The sequence below is a fragment of the Ruegeria sp. ABV4_181 genome, assembly GCF_056158465.1.
Genome location: NZ_JBSWTI010000002.1, coordinates 2,405,707 through 2,423,836, shown reverse-complemented (window position 1 = coordinate 2,423,836; position 18,130 = coordinate 2,405,707). Strand labels below are relative to the sequence as shown.

The window sequence follows — 18,130 nt, the reverse complement described above, 5'->3', positions numbered from 1 at the left end:
TGCCGTTACGTCACCTTTTTGCGGGACGCGCGCGGCTGAGGTCGCGTGGGTATTTCCTTGAGCAACCCACCAACCCCCATTCCGGCGATATCAACTGCCGACGTCGCGATCCCGCAGGCGACACGAGACAGCACCCAGTCCGCGCCGTTCAGGGCCGGTGACCGCGCGCATCCGGGCAAGCCGATCACCGGGCGGTCCCCGAGGGACCCGAGAAACAGCAGATTGCCCGGATCGACGGGCATACCAAACCGATCTACATGCCCCCCTGCGGCGCGCACCGCCTCGGGAGCGACGTCCGACACATCCGAGGTCGCGGAGCCGGTCAGGATCATGACGACATCGCCCTGCGTTTCCGTCATCGCCGCCGCAAGAGCGTCGGTTTTGTGGGGCACAATGCGCACGTCGCCCAGTTCCATGCCAAGGGCCTCGACCCGGCCCTGTATCGCAGCGATACCCTTTTCGTTCGGGGGACCACCGGGAATATCAGTCACGACCAGCCCTGCCCTGCGATAGACCGGGCGGGCCAATCGAATGGATGACTGCGCCAGCCGGGATGCCTCGTCAACGTCAGCGCGCGGCACTGCGTATGAGATGACCTTGATCGTTGCGACCATCCCCCCTGCGCCCATCTGCTGATACTGCGGAACGGTCGCGACAGTGATCATCGGGTTGACCAGATTGAACGCCTCAAGCGCTTCGACATCCAGCACGGCAACGCCCGGCCCGTCGGCCAGCAGGTTCACGCGCCCGGTAAATGGCTGCGTGACCCGCAGGGCTGCGTCCTTGGGGTCAGGTGCCAATGCGGCTGCCAGCAGGCGAGCGGCCTCGTCCTCGTGACAATCGTCCGGGTCAATCCGGGCCACCGTCACAGTGCCGAATCCGGCAGCAACAAGTTGCGCCTGATGTTCGGCTGTCAGCCGGACCCCCTTGCGCAGCTTGGAACCGCCCACCTGAACGGAATGGGCCAGAACGTTGCCGACGACATCCGCAACGGGAACCGGGCCAAATTTCACGCTTTGCCCCGCAAGACGGCCGTCATTTGCGCCAGAACAGCCACTGCGATTTCCGACGGGTCCGCTGCGCCGATATCCAATCCGATCGGCCCGTGAATTCGGTCGATCTGCGCCTGAGTAAACCCGGCTTCCTGCATGCGGGCCACCCGTTTGGCATGGGTTCGCCTGGACCCCAACGCGCCGATATAAAACACGCCGGCCTGCAATGCGGCCTCCAGCGCCGGGTCGTCCAGCTTGGGGTCATGGGTCAGCAATACCACCGCCGTGCGCGTGTCCATTCCCAGCTTGGCAATGGCCTCATCCGGCCAGTCCGTCAGGATCGTCTCACCGGGAAAGCGCGCGTTTGAGGCGAAGGCTTCGCGCGGGTCGATGATGGCCGGATCGTACCCGGCGATCCGCGCCATCGGCACAAGCGCCTGTGCAATGTGAACCGCGCCGACCACGATCAGCTTCAGCGGTGGATTGTGAACCGCGACAAATGTCTGACCGTCTTCTTCGAACCCGGACCGATCCATGCGCAACCGGTCGGGATATGCGTTCCGGCGCAATGCTCTGCGCCCGGTTTCGATATTCACCTCATAAGCCACCGGTTCGCGGCGGGACCGGGCATCCACAAGATCCTTAAGCAGGTCTTCTGACAGGACCTTTCCCACAGGTTCGACCAGAACGCGGATCGTCCCGCCGCACGCCAAGCCGACGGCAAATGCGTCCTCGTCACTGACGCCAAATTCCAATAGCCGAGCTTCGCCCTCGTCGATGGCCTCCAGCGCCTCGACTATAACCGCGCCTTCGACACACCCGCCCGAGACGGACCCCTCGATGCGGCCGTCTCCTGCGATCACCAGTTGCGCCCCGACACGGCGCGGCGCGCTGCCCCAGGTCTCGACGACCGTGGCCAGTGCTGTTGGCTGGCCGTCTCGATACCATTCCAGGGCGGTCTCGGGGCTGTTGTCGAATTTGTCCATTGCACCCTCCCGGCGTGTTCTGATCCAACATAGGGAGGTTTGGCGCGATGAAAAGGAAGGCGTGACCTCAAGTGATTGGTGCGACGGGCAAACGAACATGGATCGGCGCAAACCAGCCCGGTTTCCTGTGCTTGGTGAAAGGGATTGATTGACCGAATTCCAAATCCTAGCCTGCAGGCGCGCGTAGGTATTCCTGTATGCGCATATTATATTTCACAACGGAGACAGAGAGTTGAAACGCATTTTTACACTCGGAATGGCAATCGGCCTGCTGACCTCGACCGGCGTGGCCGCAGATACGTTCCTGCGTTATGGCGAAGTTGAAGGCTGGAAGGTTTTCATCGACCAGGACAAGAAATCCTGTCTGATCGAGGCGGTCGATGATTTAGAAAACGTCGTCCAGATGGGGCTGACCGAAGACCGCGGCGTCGGGTATGTCGGTGTTTTCACCAAGGCGAAGACCGACATCAAACGCGGTGAGAAAGAGGGTGTGGCGATCCTGCTGGGCGACAACATCTATGTCGGCGAAGCCACGGGCATGAAAGGCAACATCACCAAGGGGTATTCCGGTGGGTATGTCCTGTCTGATGATCCGCAATTTGCGGATGACATTGCCAAGCAGAAAGTCATGGTCGTGTTCCCGGAAAAAGAATTCGCATTCACCGTTGACCTGACCGGCACTTACAAGGCCATGGAAATGGCGCGCAAGTGCAACCAAGAACAGCTGAGCTGATATTCAGCCCGAAAGCGCGGTCATCAGCCGCGCTTTCTCTCCCATGTCGTCAGGTTTCGAGATGACGTCGGCCAAGTCTTCCAGAGACGCAATCGAATGACCCGCGCGGAAGCTGTCGACATGCGGCAGCATGGCTGCCACGCCCTGAGCACGCGGCGCAAACCCATCCCAGCGCAACAGCGGGTTGAGCCAGATGAGGCGGCGCGCCGACAAATGCAGACGCTCCATCTCTTTCGCCAGCGCATCGGGTTCGCCGCGATCCAGCCCGTCCGAGATCAAAAGCACCACCGCGCCCTGCCCCATTACCCGGCGCGACCAGTCGCGGTTGAACGCGTGCAAACAGTCGCCGATCCGTGTGCCGCCTTCCCAATCCTGCGCCTCGGCCCCGGCGGCGGCCAGCGCTGCATCGACGTCACGTTGTTGCAGGTGGCGGGTGATATTGGTCAGACGCGTGCCGAAGGTGAACGCATGGACCCGCGCCCAACCCGCGCCCTTGGCGTTGGAGACCGAATGCAGGAATTGCAGGATGATCCGGCTGTACTGGCTCATCGACCCCGAAATATCGCAAAGCACCACAAGGTTGGGCCAGCGGGGTCTTGGCTTCAGGCGCGCGATATTGCGCAACTCTCCGCCCTGCCGCATTGCCGCGCGCAAGGTTCGGGCGCGGTCGATCCGATGCCCCAGATGGCTGGCCTGACCACGCCGGGATTCGATAGGTTTGACCGGAAGGGTCAGCCGCGCCAGCATACGTTTGGCCTGAGCGATCTCGGCCGTGCTCATCTGTTCGAAGTCCAGATTGCGCAGACGTTCCTCGGAGGACGCGGTTTGCGAGGCGTCAATCTCCAGCACGGTCTCTTCTTCCTGCTCGACCGCCTCGGACAGATCGCGTTCCAACCCGTCCAACAACGCCTCAGCCGCGCGCTTTTCGGCAGGGTCAGCCTTGCGTTCCTCTTGCACTCCACGAATGGCGGGCAGCATCATGGCCATCATGTGTTCCATGTAACGCGGATCGCGCCAGTACATGCGGAAGACCTGCGCGAACACCGTGCGATGTTCAGGGCGGTTCACAAAACAGGCGTGCAGCGTCCAGTAGAAATCCCGCTTTTCGGTGAACCCGGCGGCCTGCACAGCCCGGATGGCATCAACGACCCGTCCCGTCCCAATGGGCAACCCTGCTTTGCGCAAGGCACGTGCGAAATGCGTGATGTTCTGCGCCAGTTTCGGGTCATTCGGGATATCGAGTGTAAGGTGTTCTGCCATTACCTTTCACGGGGGCTCTGCCCCCATACCCCCGACGTATTCTTGAACAGAAGAAGCATCAGGCAGGCTCCAACGTCGCCTTCGCCTCATCCAGAATCCGCTTTGCTTCGGACCCCTGCAATTTCTGGATATCATCCTGATATTTCAGGATCGCGCCCAGCGTGTCGCCGATCACCTCGGGGCTGAGGTTGATCACGTCCAGCGCCAGCAGGCACTTGGCCCAGTCTATGGTCTCGGCCACGCCCGGTTTCTTGAATAGATCCTCGGTGCGCAGGTGCTGGACGAAGGCGACCACCTCTCGGCTGAGCGCTTCGGCGGCCTCGGGCGCGCGGGCGTGCAGAATTTCGATCTCGCGTTCGAAATCGGGATAATCGACCCAATGATACAGACAGCGGCGTTTCAGCGCATCGTGTACTTCGCGCGTGCGGTTCGAGGTGACGATCACGATGGGCGGTTGCGGGGCTTTCACGGTGCCCAGTTCAGGGATTGTGACCTGAAAATCGCTGAGCGCCTCCAGCAGGAACGCCTCAAACGGCTCATCGGTGCGGTCCAGTTCATCAATCAGCAGAACGGGCGCGCCGTATTCGTCCGGGCGCATCGCCTGCAGCAAGGGGCGCTCGATCAGATAGTCGTCCGAGAATAGTTCAGATTGCAGTGCGCCCCGATCGGCGCCACCCGCGGCCTCCGCCGTGCGGATGGCCACCATCTGCGCCGGAAAATTCCATTCATATACCGCCGAGGACGCGTCCAGCCCTTCGTAACATTGCAACCGGATCAGCCGCCGATTCAGCCCGGCGGCCAGCGCTTTGGCAATCTCGGTTTTGCCGACACCGGCCTCACCTTCCAGAAACAGCGGACGGCCCAGTTTCAGCGACAGGAACACGACCGTGGCCAGCGCCCGCCCGCAGACATAGCCCTGCGAACCCAGCATGGATTGAACGGCGTCGATGGAATCCGGTTGTGTCATCTGCAAGTCTCTCCCTCGGCACAACAGGTCATGGTAGCACGCGCGCGTCAAGACCGTGGTCTTTCCGGGACTTACGGCAAAAAGGTCGGATGGCAAGGTCTTTTCCGGCGGCGGGCTCTGTGCTAGCGGAGGCGGCATGACAGATCGCATCACAATCCGCCGCCCCGACGACTGGCATCTGCATCTGCGCGACGGCGCGATGTTGCAGGCCGTCCTGCCCGAAACCGCGCGCCATTTTGCCCGCGCGATCATCATGCCGAACCTGGTGCCGCCGGTCGTGCGCGGCGATCAGGCGGCCACTTATCGTGATCGTATTCTGGCCGCCCTGCCCGCCGATATGACGTTCGAGCCGCTGATGACGCTGTATCTGACCGAAGATACCGACCCTGCGGATGTGGCCGCCGCCCATGCCAGCGGTCTGGTCAAGGCGGTCAAGCTGTATCCGGCGGGGGCCACCACCAACTCGGCCTCGGGGGTGCGGGATTTCGACAAGGTGCGACCGGTGCTGGAACGCATGGGCGAGATCGGCCTGCCCCTGTGCGTGCATGGCGAGGTCACAGAGTCCGAGATCGACATTTTCGACCGTGAGGCTGTGTTCATCGACCGGGTTCTGGACCCGATCCGCAAGGCGACACCCGGCCTGCGCGTAGTGATGGAACATATCACGACCGCAAATGGCGTGGATTACGTCAAAGCCAACGACACCGATCTGGGCGCAACGATCACGGCGCACCATCTGATCATCAACCGAAACCACATTCTGGTCGGCGGGATCAAACCGCATTACTACTGCCTTCCTGTTGCCAAACGCGAGGAACACCGACTGGCCTTGCTGGCCGCAGCGACCTCGGGCGATGCGAGGTTCTTCCTGGGCACCGACAGTGCGCCACATACGGATGCCAACAAGGAAATGGCCTGCGGATGCGCCGGGTGTTTCACCGCCACGAACACAATGTCTCTGGTCGCCGAGATGTTCGACCGTGAAAATGCGCTGGACAAGCTGGAAGGGTTTGTTTCGATGCACGGGCCTGCCTTTTACGGACTTCCTGTGAATGCGGACACCATCACCCTGACCAAAGGCGAGCCGGTGGAATACCCAGACAAGATCGACACCGGCGACGGCCCGGTGACGGTTTTCGATCCGGGCTTTCCACTGCATTGGCGCGTGGATTAACCCGCCAGCAGACTGGCCAGATCCCGGGCGCGACCGCCGGTGCGCAGCATCGACCAGATCGCGTCCGCGTCCCCGGCCCCGATCAGTTTGGCCGCTTTGGCCCGAACCCGGTCTTCGCGATCCGACAGCGTCAACGGTGTCAACAGATCATGGGTGGCTTCGCGGCGAGCTCCGTCACGGCGCAGCAAGGTCAGACGGGCCTGAGTTTCGGAGAGCGACTTGTCAGCCTCGACCGACACACGATCCCGCAATGAGATCAGACGCGGGTCCGCGCAGGTCTTTTCCGAATAGCTACCCGGCAAGGCCGTGTCGTAACCCAGCGCCTGCATGGCAATGACGGTCCGATAGGAAAATTTGGCCCCCAGCCCGGTGGTCGGTGCGGTCTGGTTGCACACACTCATCCACCGCGGATGGGTTTTGATCCTGATTTCGGCCACTTCGGGCTCGGCGATATCCAGATCGCGCGCGGCCTCAAGCGCCGCGTGCAGGCCGTGACAGCAGGCGTGGAACTTATGGCTGACACTTTCGAACAGCCATTCATCGCCCAGCCCGTCCAGCGCGGAATCGCTGTCCCCCTGACCTTGATGAGTTGCACCGAACCCGTAAGGCCCGTCCAGCGCGTCGACGCTGGGTTCAAACCCCTTGGCGACAAGCAAGGCGGACTCGACCCCGGCAGAGGCTGCAAGCCCGGCGTTGTATGGTTTTCCCATTGTCCCGAACTGCGCCTTCAGGCCCGCAGCCCGGGTAGCTGTCAGGCCAAGAACCTTTTTCATCTGATCAGCATCGAACCCGAGCAGCCGACCGACAGCCACCGCCGCACCGAATGCACCAGCCGTTGCAGTCTGGTGAAAACCGGCCTGATAATGATCGCGGCCCAGCCACAACCCTATGCGGATCGAAAGCTCCATCCCGACCAATGCGGCTTCGAGGAAGTCGACAAGAATGCGGTCGTCCCAATCACCGAGCGCCAGTGCAGCCGGCAGGATCGCCACCGACGGGTGACCGATATGGGCAAAATGCGTGTCATCATAGTCCAACGCATGGGACACAGTGCCGTTGACCAATGCGGCCCCCCGCAGCGGCGCAGCGCCGCCGCCAAACAGATGCGCCTGCCCGGCCCCTTCTTCGCTCAGAACAAGATCGCGCACGGACTGAGAAACCGGCTCGCCAACCCCGGCGCGCCCCACGGCGATCCAGTCGAGAACGGACAGAGAGGTGACGACCCGGGTTTGCAGGGACGTCGAAACCGGGCCTGCGGCAAACCCGGCCAAAGAAGCGGTAAAGTCGGTCATGGGCGCAGTCTAGCGCCCAGCAAGCGACGGTAAAGACTTAGGTGTACAAATCCGCCGCGCGGGCCTCGAACGCCTGAACGATCCTGTGCATGGCTTCGTTGAAAACGACCCCGATGATCCCCTGCAGGATGGCATTCTTGAACTCGAAATCGACATGGAAGGAGATATCGCACCCACCGTCCGGAGCGTCCTGGAACTGCCAGTCGGACTTCATGTATTTGAACGGGCCGTCCAGATATTCGGTGTCAATTTTCTTTTGATCGGCGAACAGGGTCACGCGGCTGCCGAACCGTTCGCGGAACACTTTGAACGATATGACAAGATCCGCCTCCATCACCTGGCCTTCGCCGGCAGCATAGGTTCGGCGGATACGGGCGGCTGCGCACCACGGCAGGAACTCGGGATATTTCGCAACATCGGCAACCAGGTCGTACATCTGCTGAGCAGTGTAAGGCAGGTGGCGGGTTTCCGAATGAGTAGGCATGGCGTCCGGTATTTGCAGGTGACAATGGCGCGTCATGTCGTATGTTGCGCGCCAAAGATCAAGGGGGCAGCAATGAGCGACCGCGCATATGTGATAGATGAGATGATCTCGGCCAAGGCAATCGCCGCGCGGATCGAGGAGCTTTGCCGCGAAATCACGGCCGAATTCGTCGGCACGGACAAGCTGGTGGTTGTTGGGCTGCTGCGCGGCAGTTTTGTCTTTATCGCCGATCTGGTGCGAGAACTGGATCTGCCGATCGAGGTCGATTTTCTGGAGGCTTCGTCTTACGGCGACTCGATGGAAAGCAGCCGCGAGGTTCGCATCCTCAAGGACCTGCGCGGCGCAATTGAAGGGCGCGACGTTCTGGTTGTCGAAGATATTGTCGACACCGGCCATACGCTGAACCACGTGACCAAGCTGCTGAGCAGCCGAAAGCCCGCGCGGTTGAAGTCTATTGCGCTGCTGGACAAGCCCAGCCGGCGAGAGGTTGATTTCCGCTCGGACTGGATCGGCTTTGAAATCCCCGACGAATTTGTCGTGGGCTACGGCATCGACTATGCGCAGCGCAATCGCAACTTGCCCTTCATCGGAAAAGTGCGCTTTACCGAGGATTGACCGAGGCACCGATGAACCCCAGACACCTGCTGCGCATGGCCAAATGGGCCCGCAATCCACCCTCGGAAAGACGGGTGAAACTGGTTTTCGGAATTGTGATCCTGTGCCTGCTGATCGGCGGAGCGGATTACCTTGGCTGGTGGCCAGACTGGGCCACGCTCGAATGGGCGCGTTTCAGACCCTGACTTCGCCCAGCACCTGCCTGATCGCCGCCAGAAACACACCTGTACCGATGGGGATCAGTTCATCCGGGAAATCATAGTCCGGATTGTGCAACTGCGGATGGTCCAACCCGGCACCCAGCCAGAACATGGCGGATTTGGCATCTTTCCCAAACTGTCCGAAATCCTCGGAAAACTTCTGCGGCAAGTTCGTCGTGCGGCAGAGGACATCCGCCGCGTCAAAGGATTTCATCAATATTTCAACGGCATCCGGGTTGTTCACACAGGCCTGAAACACGTCGTCATACGCGATACTGAACGTCAACCCATGCGCGAGGGCGGCGTTTGCTACCAGTGCTTCGGCCTCTGCAATCAGGTGCTGCATACGCTCATCCGCAACCGTTCGCAGGGTCACCCAAAGTTCAGCGCGCCCCGGAGCCACACCGAAAGTCGGCTCACCCAGGCTGGCATGGGTCACGGTTGTCAGCGCGAATTCAGAATTCAGCGCACCGCCCCGGCCGAGCCCCGCCAATTGCGGCATCAGGGATGACAACGCCCCAGCCGGCGACAGCCCGTCCTGCGGGGCGGCGGCGTGCGAGGTCTTGCCGGTCAGCGTTATTTTCATCCCGCGCGACGCGCAATTCGCGGGACCTACGCACAGTTCCGCCTCACCCAATGCCAATCCCGGCAGGTTGTGTAACGAGAACACATAGTCAGGTGAGAAATCCGCGTAGGCCGCGTCTGCCCGAAAGGCGATGGCGCCCTGCCCGGTTTCCTCGGCGGGCTGGAACATCAGAATTACCCGCCCCTTTTGAGGACGGTTGCGGCCAAGGTGCTCTGCTACGCCCAAAACCATGGCCATATGGCCATCATGTCCGCAAAGATGCCCCCGGCCCGGCACGCGGGATGCATAGGGCGCACCTGAAAGTTCGTGAATGGGCAACCCGTCAAGCTCGCATCGAATGGCCACGGTCGGCCCCGGTTGATCACCGGAAAACACCGCGGCAACGCCGTGGCCCCCGATCCCGGTCAACACCTGATCAGCGCCAAACCCACGCAGCTGATCTGCCACGCGTGCGGCAGTTTCAATTTCCTCACCCGAGAGTTCGGGGCGCTGGTGAAGTTCGTGCCGCAGACTGATCAGCCGCGTTAGCGCGTCAGGTGTCACCCTTGCTCCAGCTTCTTTTGCCGCGCTTCCCGCAACCGCGCGAAATCATCCCCCGCATGGTAGGACGACCGGGTCAGAGGCGTGGCGGACACCATCAGGAACCCCTTGCCAATGGCCGCCTTTTCGTAGGATGCGAATTCCTCTGGGGTGACGAAGCGATCAACGCCATGGTGCTTGGGCGTCGGCTGCAGGTATTGGCCGATGGTCAGAAAGTCAATATCGGCGGCGCGCATGTCATCCATGACCTGCCGGACCTGTTGTTCATCCTCGCCCAGACCAACCATGATACCGGATTTGGTAAAGATCGACGGGTCCATTTCCTTGACGCGCTGCAACAGGCGCAGCGAGTGGAAATAGCGCGCGCCGGGGCGCACTTCGGGGTACAGGCCGGGGACGGTTTCCAGGTTGTGGTTAAACACATCCGGTTTCGCCGCAACCACGGATTCCAACACCGAAGGATCGCATTTCAGAAAATCCGGCGTCAGAATCTCGATCGTTGTCGAGGGGGAGCGATGCCGGATCGCGCGGATGGTCTGCGCAAAATGGTCCGCGCCGCCGTCTTCAAGATCATCGCGGTCGACCGAGGTGATGACCACATGGTTCAGACCCAGCTTTTCGACCGCATGCGCAACGCGCCCGGGTTCAAACACGTCCAGCGCATCAGGGCGGCCCGTGGCGATATTGCAGAATGTACAGCCGCGGGTGCAGATCTCGCCCATGATCATCATGGTCGCGTGCCCCTGGCTCCAGCATTCACCGACATTCGGGCACCCGGCCTCTTCGCAGACGGTGACCAGATTGTTCTCGCGCATGATCTTGTGCGTTTCGGCATAGCCCTTGCCACCGGGCGCTTTTACACGAATCCATTTGGGCTTTTTCGGCTGCGCATTGTCCTGACGATGCGCTTTTTCCGGGTGACGTTGTTCGGGGATCTTCAGATCACGCACGGTCGGCTTTCCTGACTTTGGGTCAATTTGCTTTTGCCTAACATAAACCGTGCCGGGGAACTACACCACCCATGCATACCGGCCATGACAGCGCACCATGCATTCGCAGAACAGAGTGTATTTTATTCGCATAAAAAGTGATCTTTGTCAGTGGTATACCAATCCGCCATCGAATTCGCGATTGCGGCAAGTATTGCGTTGAAGCCGATTTAGAACTGTTTTAAATCCCTCTCAGTTCACATCTGATTCACAGGAGCTTGAGTATGAAAACTGGCGCCAAATTGCCGGACGTCACCTTCCACACGCGCGTGCGTGACGAAGCGGTCGAGGGATCAAACCCGTTCCGCTGGGAAGACAAAACAACCGCTGACTATTTCGCTGGCAAGCGCGTCATTCTGTTCTCGCTCCCCGGTGCGTTCACGCCCACATGTTCGACTTACCAACTGCCGGGATTCGAAAACGGTTATGCGGATTTCAAGGCCGGGGGCATCGACGAAATCTATTGCATGTCGGTGAATGACAGCTTTGTCATGAACAAATGGGCGCAGGACCAGGGCCTTGAGAACGTCAAGGTCATCCCGGACGGCTCGGGCGAGTTCACCCGGAAGATGGGTATGCTGGTCGACAAGGACAATCTGGGTTTTGGCATGCGGTCCTGGCGCTATGCGGCCATCGTGAATGACGGTGTTGTCGAGGCCTGGTTCGAAGAGCCCGGCCTGATGGACAACTGCCCGGAAGACCCCTATGGGGTTTCGTCTCCGGAAAACCTGAAAAAGCATCTGGACGAGGCCAAGGAACCGGCACTGGCCTGAGGTCCAAAGAACTCGTGAAAAGCCCGCCTCTGGCGGGCTTTTTCATTGGTCAGGCGCGGGTGGCCGAGACGATCCCTTCGCCGACCTGCCGGATGACATCCGCCAACCCGTTGAACCATTCTTCACCACCGGTTGAGGCGCGACGCACCAGCCCCACGGTCCGGGCCGGTTGAGGTCCGGTAAACCGCATCAGCCTCAGCCCCGGTACGGCATCCACCTCGGCACGCGCGGCAAGTTCGGGCATCAGGGTCAATCCAAACCCCTCGGCAACCAAACGCGACAGGGTCGCAAGCGAAGACGCCCCCATATTGATCAACCCGCTGCTGCGGTCCTGACCACACACCTCCAGCGCCTGATCCGTCAGACAGTGACCATCATCCAGCAGCATCAACTGCGCGGTCTGCAGGTCCAGCGGCCTCAGCGCTTCGGGGTCGCGGGCCATGCCCTGAATGCGCGAGGCGCTGCCTGCCAGCAGAAAGCGGTCTTCGAACAAGGGCAATTCGATCAATGCGCTGCCCCCGGCCGGTAAGGCCACAACACCGGCGTCAATTTCCCCGGCCCGCAACATCGCCAACAGGCGTTCGGTTCTGGCTTCCCGGACCTGCACACGCAACGACACGTCAGAGCTGCGCAACCCCGCCAGAACACCGGGCAGCAGGTACGGCGCGATCGTTGGAATTATTCCGATGGACAGGGACCTGTGGCCGCCGGAATGATCCTTGGCGAACTGATCCAACCGATCCGCGGTACCAAGAACCTGACGCGCGTAATCCAGCACATCCCGTCCCAGAGGTGTCAGAAGAATGTCGCGGGCCTGACGTTCGAACAATGGGCCGCCCAGCGTTTCCTCCAACGCCTTGACCTGCACTGACAGGGCGGGTTGAGAAACATTGCACGCCTGTGCCGCGCGGCCAAAGTTCCGTTGTTCCGCCACGGCACAGAAATACTGCAACTGTCTGAGGGTAAAATTCATAACCCCTGATTATCATTCAGGGGGTAAATCGCAAGCCGGGCAAATGGCTGCGCCCTATCCGATCATGCGATTGCGCTCTGCCTGTGTTTCATAATGCCGCTTGAGCCGTTGCAAGGCGATCCGCAGCACGATCTTGCCAGACCGCGCTGACCAACCCATGCGCTTTTCCGCAAGTTCCAGCCCTTCCAAATAGCAACAGCACCGCAGGGCGACATCGCTCAGGCCCGGCCCAAGATCCGACAAGGCGCGCGCCACGCGGTCCCGCGCATCCGACGAGCCCCGTCCGCCATGGGCCTCGCTGTTGAAACTGCCGCGCCCGCCCGCAGTCAGAAAGTGATCCCAGTTCTGGGCAACCGTGGGTCCGATCTGCGCCAGTTCGAAGTCTTCCCGCAAACGTTCGCCAGCACTGACCAGCTCTTCGTCAAGAAACGGCTTTCCGTCCCGGTCCCGTCTGCGTGCCAGCGCAATCAGCGGGCTTTCCGCCGCGCTATAGCGAATGCGCCTTGGCCGATCGGACTTGGCAGCCCCCTGCCCCCGGTTCAAATGCGAATGGAACGGTGTCTGCGCCTCGGCCATGCCAAATTCATTCCGGGCCCGCGCCTTGTTTTCGGCGTCCGCCACCAAACGGCTCAGCGCCGTCCGTCCCGAAGACGAAATCCGGTAGCGGGAAATCCGACCCGGATTGTCGCATGAGATCCAGTCTTTTAGCGCCAAAGCCTGCGCAATCCTGCACTCGACCACCGCAGTTCTGGTCGCCCCGCCTTCCCCGGAATCGCGCACGACAACGGCCTTGTCCATCTCTTCGGCAACGGCCAGAACCGAGCCCGTTTCGCACAGCCGGCGAAGTATCCGAAGGGCTTCGCGGTCGAATTCTTCATCCTCTGCCGCCGCTGCATCCTCCGGCGCGACTGTTATAACGCCGCTGCCCGCCTGCGGCCCCTGATCACCCGGATCGGAAAAATGTGTTTCTGCCAGGGATTGCAGGGCGGCGTCCACAAGCGGGTCATCCCGGCGCATTTCAATGCGTCGGATTTGTCTGAGTATGGTCGAAGCATGGCATCCTGCCGATCGCGCGATATCGCGGATCGACTGGCCGGTTTCCGTGTGGGCCAGATATCGTTGCGCCCCCTCAGGTACCCAGGCCGGAATGGTGAAAACCATGTTGTTCTGCATAGTTACTTGCCCTCTTCGACAATACGATCTGCTATTTGTCGCCCCCGGTGAATTGTTAACCAATTCTAACTAGAGCCGCTTTCGTTACTCGTTCGTTAACCGGCCGAGACAAGAACCAGATTTAAGTCAAAAAAATAAACAGTCATGAAGTCAGAGTTCGGAGGGAACTTGATCAAGGCAACACCCGCTTAGGTTGTGCCACAAAAGGGGGGACATTCGTTCAGATAAAGGAACCCCCGAATGCAGGACCTGATGACCATGATTACCGCCCTCCGCCGCCCCCGTCTGTTGGCGCGGGCTGCAAAATTCGGGGCGCAGGATTACGATCGGGACCGGCATCTGCAACGACTGCTGGGCTACGGCGCGCTGCCCGGTACGGGTGCCGCACTTGTCCGATTGTTGGAATTGGAACGAGAAGTTAACGCGCAACGGCTGGCCGAGGATAACGCCTATTCCCTGGTCCGTCATCTGGACCTGCTGATTGCGCTGTTGGGTGAGGCGCAGCTGTTTCAGGCCAGCCGCGCCGCACAATATCAATGATCAGGTGAAGGCATCCGGCATGGATGCTTTCTTTTCCGCCACATATTCATTCAACGCGGCGTTGATTGCCGGGTCGAGTTGCGGCTGCTGGTAGTTGGCAAGCAGATGCTCGACCCGCGCCGAGGCCAGTTGCCGCGTATCACGCGCGCCCTCGTCTTCCCAGGTCTCATAGGGCTTGTAGTCCAGCATTTCCGATTTCCAGAACGCTTCCTTGAAGTTGGCCTGCGTGTGGGCGCAGCCCAAATAGTGGCCACCGGGGCCAACTTCTTGGATGGCGTCCATGGCCTGCGCGTTCTCGTCATAGGCAACGCCTTTGGCCAGACCGTGCAGAACGCCCAACTGGTCGGCGTCCATGACGAACTTTTCAAAGTCCGCGACCAGACCACCCTCCAGCCAGCCACAGGAATGCAGCATGAAGTTTACGCCGGCCATCAGACCCATGTTCAGCGAGTTGGCGGTTTCGTACGCCGCCTGAGCATCCGGCAGCTTTGAGCCGCAGAACGAACCCGCGGAACGGAACGGCAGGCCAAGCCGCCGCGCCAGTTGCCCGGCGCCATAGGTGACCAGCGACGCCTCTGGCGTCCCAAAGGTCGGCGCACCCGAGTTCATGTCTATCGAAGAAACGAAGGCACCGAAGATAGCTGGCGCACCCGGTCGGATGAGCTGGCTGTAAGCCACGCCGGCCATGACCTCGGCCAGCACCTGGGTCAGCGTTCCTGCAACAGAAACGGGCGCCATCGCACCGCCGACGATAAACGGCGAAATGATGCAGGCCTGATTGTTGCGCGCATAAACCTCAAGCGCGCCCATCATCACGTCATCGAAGGTCATCGGCGAGTTGATGTTGGTCAGCGAGGTCATGACGGTGTTTTCCTGCACGAACTCTTTGCCGAACAGAATCTCGCACATCTCGACCAAATCCTGCGCCCGGCTGGGATCGGTGACCGACCCCATGAACGGCTTGTCGGACAAGGTCATATGCGCCATCAGCATGTCCAGGTGACGCTTGTTCACCGGCACGTCGGTCGGTTCGCACACCGTGCCGCCCGAGTGGTGCAGCCACTTGGACATATAGGCCAGTTTCACGAACTTATTGAAATCGTCCATCGTCGCATAGCGACGGCCACCTTGCGCATCGCGCACGAAAGGCGGGCCATAGACCGGGGCCAGAACCAGATTGCGGCCACCGATGACAACGGATTTCTCGGGGTTGCGGGCGTGCTGAGTGAATTGGCTTGGTGCGGTCTTGATCAACTCACGCGCCAGCCCGCGCGGAATGCGCACACGCTCACCGTCGACATCGGCACCAGCGTCTTTCCACCGCTGCAACGCGCCCGGATTGTCGACGAAATTGACGCCGACCTCGGCCAGAACGGTTTCCGCGTTGGTTTCGATGATCTCCAGCGCTTCTTCGTTGAGGATCTCGAAATTCGGAATGTTCCTTTCGATGTATTTCGCGGTCTCGATACGAACTGCGGTGCGTTCGGCCCGGCGGGCAGCGCCACCGCCACCTCTCGCCCTGCGCCGGGTGTTTGCCTCTGACATGAGAAAATCCCGTCTGAATGGTTGATTTGGTCATTCTGTTACAGGACCGCATCAACCGCCAGCATCTGTTTTACGGCGCTCTGGGGGGAAAAGCGACATCGGCGACCACAAGCGGCCACTGGTTTGGTTCTTAACGCGCGTTTACAGGTTTCTGCATTACGATGCCGTTGCCGCCCTGCTCAACTTCTTTCCAGCCCATGTGGCGGTACATGGCGATGGTTCCGTGCATCTTGCAGTGCGTTCGCAGTTTCAGACGCTTACATCCTTTCTCCGCTGCAAAACGTTCCGCGAACCCCATAAGTTGCCGCGCCAGCCCCCGGCCCTGCGCGGTAGGGGAAACGGCCAGGTTGAAGATCATGACCGCATCATCAACGAGGCCGAAAAAGATGGCACCAACGATCTGAGACTCGATCTCGGCCACCATGGCTACGTGCCGGTCAATTTCCTCGGAAACACCACCCGCGACATCCGGCAAATCCGCAATATCACGCCTGGCGTCCGCATAGGCCAGTTCGATACAGGTCCGCACCGCGTCGGCGTCGGCGGGAACCGCTGCCCTGAACCGGATTTCTGACATCACAGGCGCTTCCTTCCAATTCCCGGGGCAGATTTGCACAATTGACGTCATATCGCTTGCACATGCAAGCCTTGCGACCTAATAGCCAACCATGACCCAAGACACCCATGACCGCCTTCTGATCATCGACTTCGGCAGCCAGGTAACGCAGCTTATTGCCCGCCGCCTGCGCGAACTGAATGTCTATTGCGAAATTCACCCATATCAGAATGTCACGATGGACTTCGTGCGGGAAATGGCACCAAAAGCCGTTATTTTCTCGGGCGGTCCGGACAGCGTGACGCGCGACGGGTCGCCGCGGGCACCGCAGGAAATCTTCGACTACGGCGTGCCGATCCTTGGCATTTGCTATGGCCAGCAGGTGATGATGCACCAGCTGGGCGGCAGGGTCGAAAGCGGGCATGGCACGGCCGAATTCGGACGCGCCTTCGTGACACCCAAGGGACAGCTGGACATCCTTGATGGCTGGTTTGCCGAAGGTGACGAGCAGGTCTGGATGAGCCACGGCGACCATGTCAGCGAAATCGCCCCCGGGTTTGCGGTTTTCGGCACCTCGCCCAATGCGCCGTTTGCGATCACGGCTGACACAAGCCGTCACTTCTATGCCGTTCAGTTCCACCCCGAAGTGCACCACACGCCGAAGGGCGCAAAGCTCTATGAGAACTTCGTCAGGCTGGCAGGGTTCAGCGGCGACTGGACCATGGGCGCTTATCGCGAACAGATGATCGAAAAGATCCGCGAGCAGGTCGGCGACAAAAAGGTCATCTGCGGCCTCTCTGGTGGTGTCGACAGTTCGGTGGCGGCGATCCTGATCCATGAGGCGATTGGCGACCAACTGACCTGCGTCTTTGTTGACCACGGCCTGCTGCGCAAGAACGAGGCGCAAGAGGTCGTCGGCATGTTCCGCGACAATTACAACATTCAGCTGATCCACGCGGATGAAAGCGAGCTGTTCCTGGGCGAGTTGGAAGGCCAGAGCGATCCGGAAACCAAACGCAAGATCATCGGCAAGCTGTTCATCGACGTGTTCCAGAAGCATGCTGACACCATAGACGGCGCCGAGTTTCTGGCGCAGGGCACGCTGTATCCGGACGTGATTAAATCGGTTTCCTTCTCTGGTGGCCCTTCGGTCACGATCAAGTCGCACCACAATGTCGGCGGCCTGCCGGAAAAAATGGGCCTGAAACTGGTTGAACCCCTGCGCGAACTGTTCAAGGACGAGGTGCGCGCCCTGGGTCGCGAACTGGGACTGCCGTCCAGCTTCATTGGACGCCACCCTTTCCCCGGACCGGGTCTGGCCATTCGCTGCCCCGGCGAGATCACGCGCGAAAAGCTGGAAATCCTGCGCGAAGCGGACGCTGTGTACATAGATCAGATTCGCAAGCACGGGCTGTATGATGATATCTGGCAGGCTTTTGTGGCTATTTTGCCCGTCCGCACCGTTGGTGTGATGGGCGACGGGCGTACCTATGATTATGCCTGCGCGCTGCGCGCGGTGACATCAGTGGACGGTATGACCGCCGACTATTATCCGTTCAGTCACGAATTCCTCGGTGAAACCGCTACGCGCATAATAAACGAGGTCAAGGGCATCAACCGATGCACCTATGACATCACCTCGAAACCTCCGGGAACCATCGAGTGGGAATAACCAAAAGCCGGGCGGTGTCCCGGCTTTTTTGTTGATTGGGATCGCGCGAAAAACAATATATTTCAGTCGCGTAACTTACC

The 18,130-nt window shown here is 60.3% G+C and carries 19 protein-coding genes; 7 read left to right on the top strand and 12 right to left on the bottom strand.

Translation table 11 applies throughout. From position 1 onward, the window contains the following. Window positions 1-5: 5 nt before the first annotated feature. Window positions 6-1,013, bottom strand: a complete 1,008-nt coding sequence (locus ACXAC3_RS11965; RefSeq protein WP_475160341.1) for a molybdopterin-binding protein — start codon at window positions 1,011-1,013, stop codon at window positions 6-8. Next, on the bottom strand, window positions 1,010-1,978 hold the full coding sequence (locus tag ACXAC3_RS11960) for an XdhC family protein (RefSeq protein ID WP_475160339.1): 969 nt from the start codon (window positions 1,976-1,978) through the stop codon (window positions 1,010-1,012). The genes ACXAC3_RS11965 and ACXAC3_RS11960 overlap by 4 nt, the downstream gene beginning before the upstream one ends. A 232-nt stretch (window positions 1,979-2,210) precedes the next feature. Here ACXAC3_RS11960 and ACXAC3_RS11955 point away from each other — a divergent pair, with 232 nt between their 5' ends. Then, window positions 2,211-2,711, top strand: a complete 501-nt coding sequence (locus ACXAC3_RS11955; RefSeq protein ID WP_475160336.1) for a hypothetical protein — start codon at window positions 2,211-2,213, stop codon at window positions 2,709-2,711. A 3-nt stretch (window positions 2,712-2,714) separates the two neighbouring features. On the opposite strand, the gene ACXAC3_RS11950 is transcribed toward ACXAC3_RS11955, so the two are convergent. Then, window positions 2,715-3,971 (bottom strand): vWA domain-containing protein, encoded by a 1,257-nt coding sequence (locus ACXAC3_RS11950; protein WP_475160333.1) that lies wholly within the window; start codon window positions 3,969-3,971, stop codon window positions 2,715-2,717. 58 nt (window positions 3,972-4,029) lie between these two features. Beyond that, window positions 4,030-4,938 carry an AAA family ATPase gene (locus ACXAC3_RS11945; protein ID WP_475160330.1) on the bottom strand — a complete coding sequence of 303 codons (909 nt, stop codon included), beginning with the start codon at window positions 4,936-4,938 and terminating at the stop codon, window positions 4,030-4,032. Between the two features lie 136 nt (window positions 4,939-5,074). Here ACXAC3_RS11945 and pyrC point away from each other — a divergent pair, with 136 nt between their 5' ends. Continuing rightward, window positions 5,075-6,112 (top strand): dihydroorotase, encoded by a 1,038-nt coding sequence (gene pyrC / locus ACXAC3_RS11940; protein ID WP_475160328.1) that lies wholly within the window; start codon window positions 5,075-5,077, stop codon window positions 6,110-6,112. On the opposite strand, the gene ACXAC3_RS11935 is transcribed toward pyrC, so the two are convergent. Both ACXAC3_RS11935 and ACXAC3_RS11930 read right to left on the bottom strand, forming a co-directional pair. Then, a complete protein-coding gene (locus ACXAC3_RS11935; RefSeq protein ID WP_475160325.1) occupies window positions 6,109-7,404 on the bottom strand; it encodes an MmgE/PrpD family protein in 1,296 nt (431 codons plus the stop codon). The two genes, pyrC and ACXAC3_RS11935, sit on opposite strands and share 4 nt — an antisense overlap. Window positions 7,405-7,441: 37 nt before the next feature. Then, window positions 7,442-7,888: a type II toxin-antitoxin system RatA family toxin gene (locus tag ACXAC3_RS11930; protein ID WP_475160322.1), complete on the bottom strand. Its 447-nt coding sequence runs from the start codon at window positions 7,886-7,888 to the stop codon at window positions 7,442-7,444. Window positions 7,889-7,960: 72 nt separating this feature from the next. Between ACXAC3_RS11930 and hpt the strand changes: the two genes are divergently transcribed. Both hpt and ACXAC3_RS11920 read left to right on the top strand, forming a co-directional pair. After that, window positions 7,961-8,503 carry a hypoxanthine phosphoribosyltransferase gene (gene hpt / locus ACXAC3_RS11925; RefSeq protein ID WP_475160321.1) on the top strand — a complete coding sequence of 181 codons (543 nt, stop codon included), beginning with the start codon at window positions 7,961-7,963 and terminating at the stop codon, window positions 8,501-8,503. 11 nt (window positions 8,504-8,514) lie between these two features. Beyond that, entirely contained in the window at window positions 8,515-8,688 is a 174-nt protein-coding gene (locus ACXAC3_RS11920; protein WP_475160319.1) for a hypothetical protein, read from the top strand. On the opposite strand, the gene ACXAC3_RS11915 is transcribed toward ACXAC3_RS11920, so the two are convergent. Then, entirely contained in the window at window positions 8,678-9,832 is a 1,155-nt protein-coding gene (locus tag ACXAC3_RS11915; protein ID WP_475160317.1) for an amidohydrolase, read from the bottom strand. The two genes, ACXAC3_RS11920 and ACXAC3_RS11915, sit on opposite strands and share 11 nt — an antisense overlap. Then, window positions 9,829-10,779, bottom strand: coding sequence for a lipoyl synthase (gene lipA / locus ACXAC3_RS11910; protein ID WP_475160316.1), 951 nt, complete (start codon window positions 10,777-10,779; stop codon window positions 9,829-9,831). The genes ACXAC3_RS11915 and lipA overlap by 4 nt, the downstream gene beginning before the upstream one ends. A gap of 263 nt (window positions 10,780-11,042) precedes the next feature. On the opposite strand from lipA, the gene ACXAC3_RS11905 reads away from it, so the two are divergent. Beyond that, the gene (locus ACXAC3_RS11905; RefSeq protein WP_475160314.1) at window positions 11,043-11,591 is read left to right on the top strand and encodes a redoxin family protein; all 549 of its coding nucleotides are present in this window, start codon (window positions 11,043-11,045) and stop codon (window positions 11,589-11,591) included. Window positions 11,592-11,640: 49 nt separating this feature from the next. On the opposite strand, the gene ACXAC3_RS11900 is transcribed toward ACXAC3_RS11905, so the two are convergent. Next, window positions 11,641-12,564, bottom strand: coding sequence for a hydrogen peroxide-inducible genes activator (locus tag ACXAC3_RS11900; protein ID WP_475160312.1), 924 nt, complete (start codon window positions 12,562-12,564; stop codon window positions 11,641-11,643). 54 nt (window positions 12,565-12,618) lie between these two features. After that, entirely contained in the window at window positions 12,619-13,737 is a 1,119-nt protein-coding gene (locus ACXAC3_RS11895) for a DUF6456 domain-containing protein (protein WP_475160311.1), read from the bottom strand. 240 nt (window positions 13,738-13,977) lie between these two features. Between ACXAC3_RS11895 and ACXAC3_RS11890 the strand changes: the two genes are divergently transcribed. Then, a complete protein-coding gene (locus ACXAC3_RS11890) occupies window positions 13,978-14,277 on the top strand; it encodes a DUF6477 family protein (protein ID WP_475160309.1) in 300 nt (99 codons plus the stop codon). On the opposite strand, the gene ACXAC3_RS11885 is transcribed toward ACXAC3_RS11890, so the two are convergent. Beyond that, window positions 14,278-15,822: a trimethylamine methyltransferase family protein gene (locus ACXAC3_RS11885; protein WP_475160307.1), complete on the bottom strand. Its 1,545-nt coding sequence runs from the start codon at window positions 15,820-15,822 to the stop codon at window positions 14,278-14,280. A 130-nt stretch (window positions 15,823-15,952) separates the two neighbouring features. Beyond that, a complete protein-coding gene (locus tag ACXAC3_RS11880) occupies window positions 15,953-16,399 on the bottom strand; it encodes a GNAT family N-acetyltransferase (protein ID WP_475160304.1) in 447 nt (148 codons plus the stop codon). Window positions 16,400-16,490: 91 nt separating this feature from the next. On the opposite strand from ACXAC3_RS11880, the gene guaA reads away from it, so the two are divergent. Continuing rightward, a complete protein-coding gene (gene guaA, locus ACXAC3_RS11875; protein ID WP_475160302.1) occupies window positions 16,491-18,050 on the top strand; it encodes a glutamine-hydrolyzing GMP synthase in 1,560 nt (519 codons plus the stop codon). Window positions 18,051-18,130: the final 80 nt, after the last annotated feature.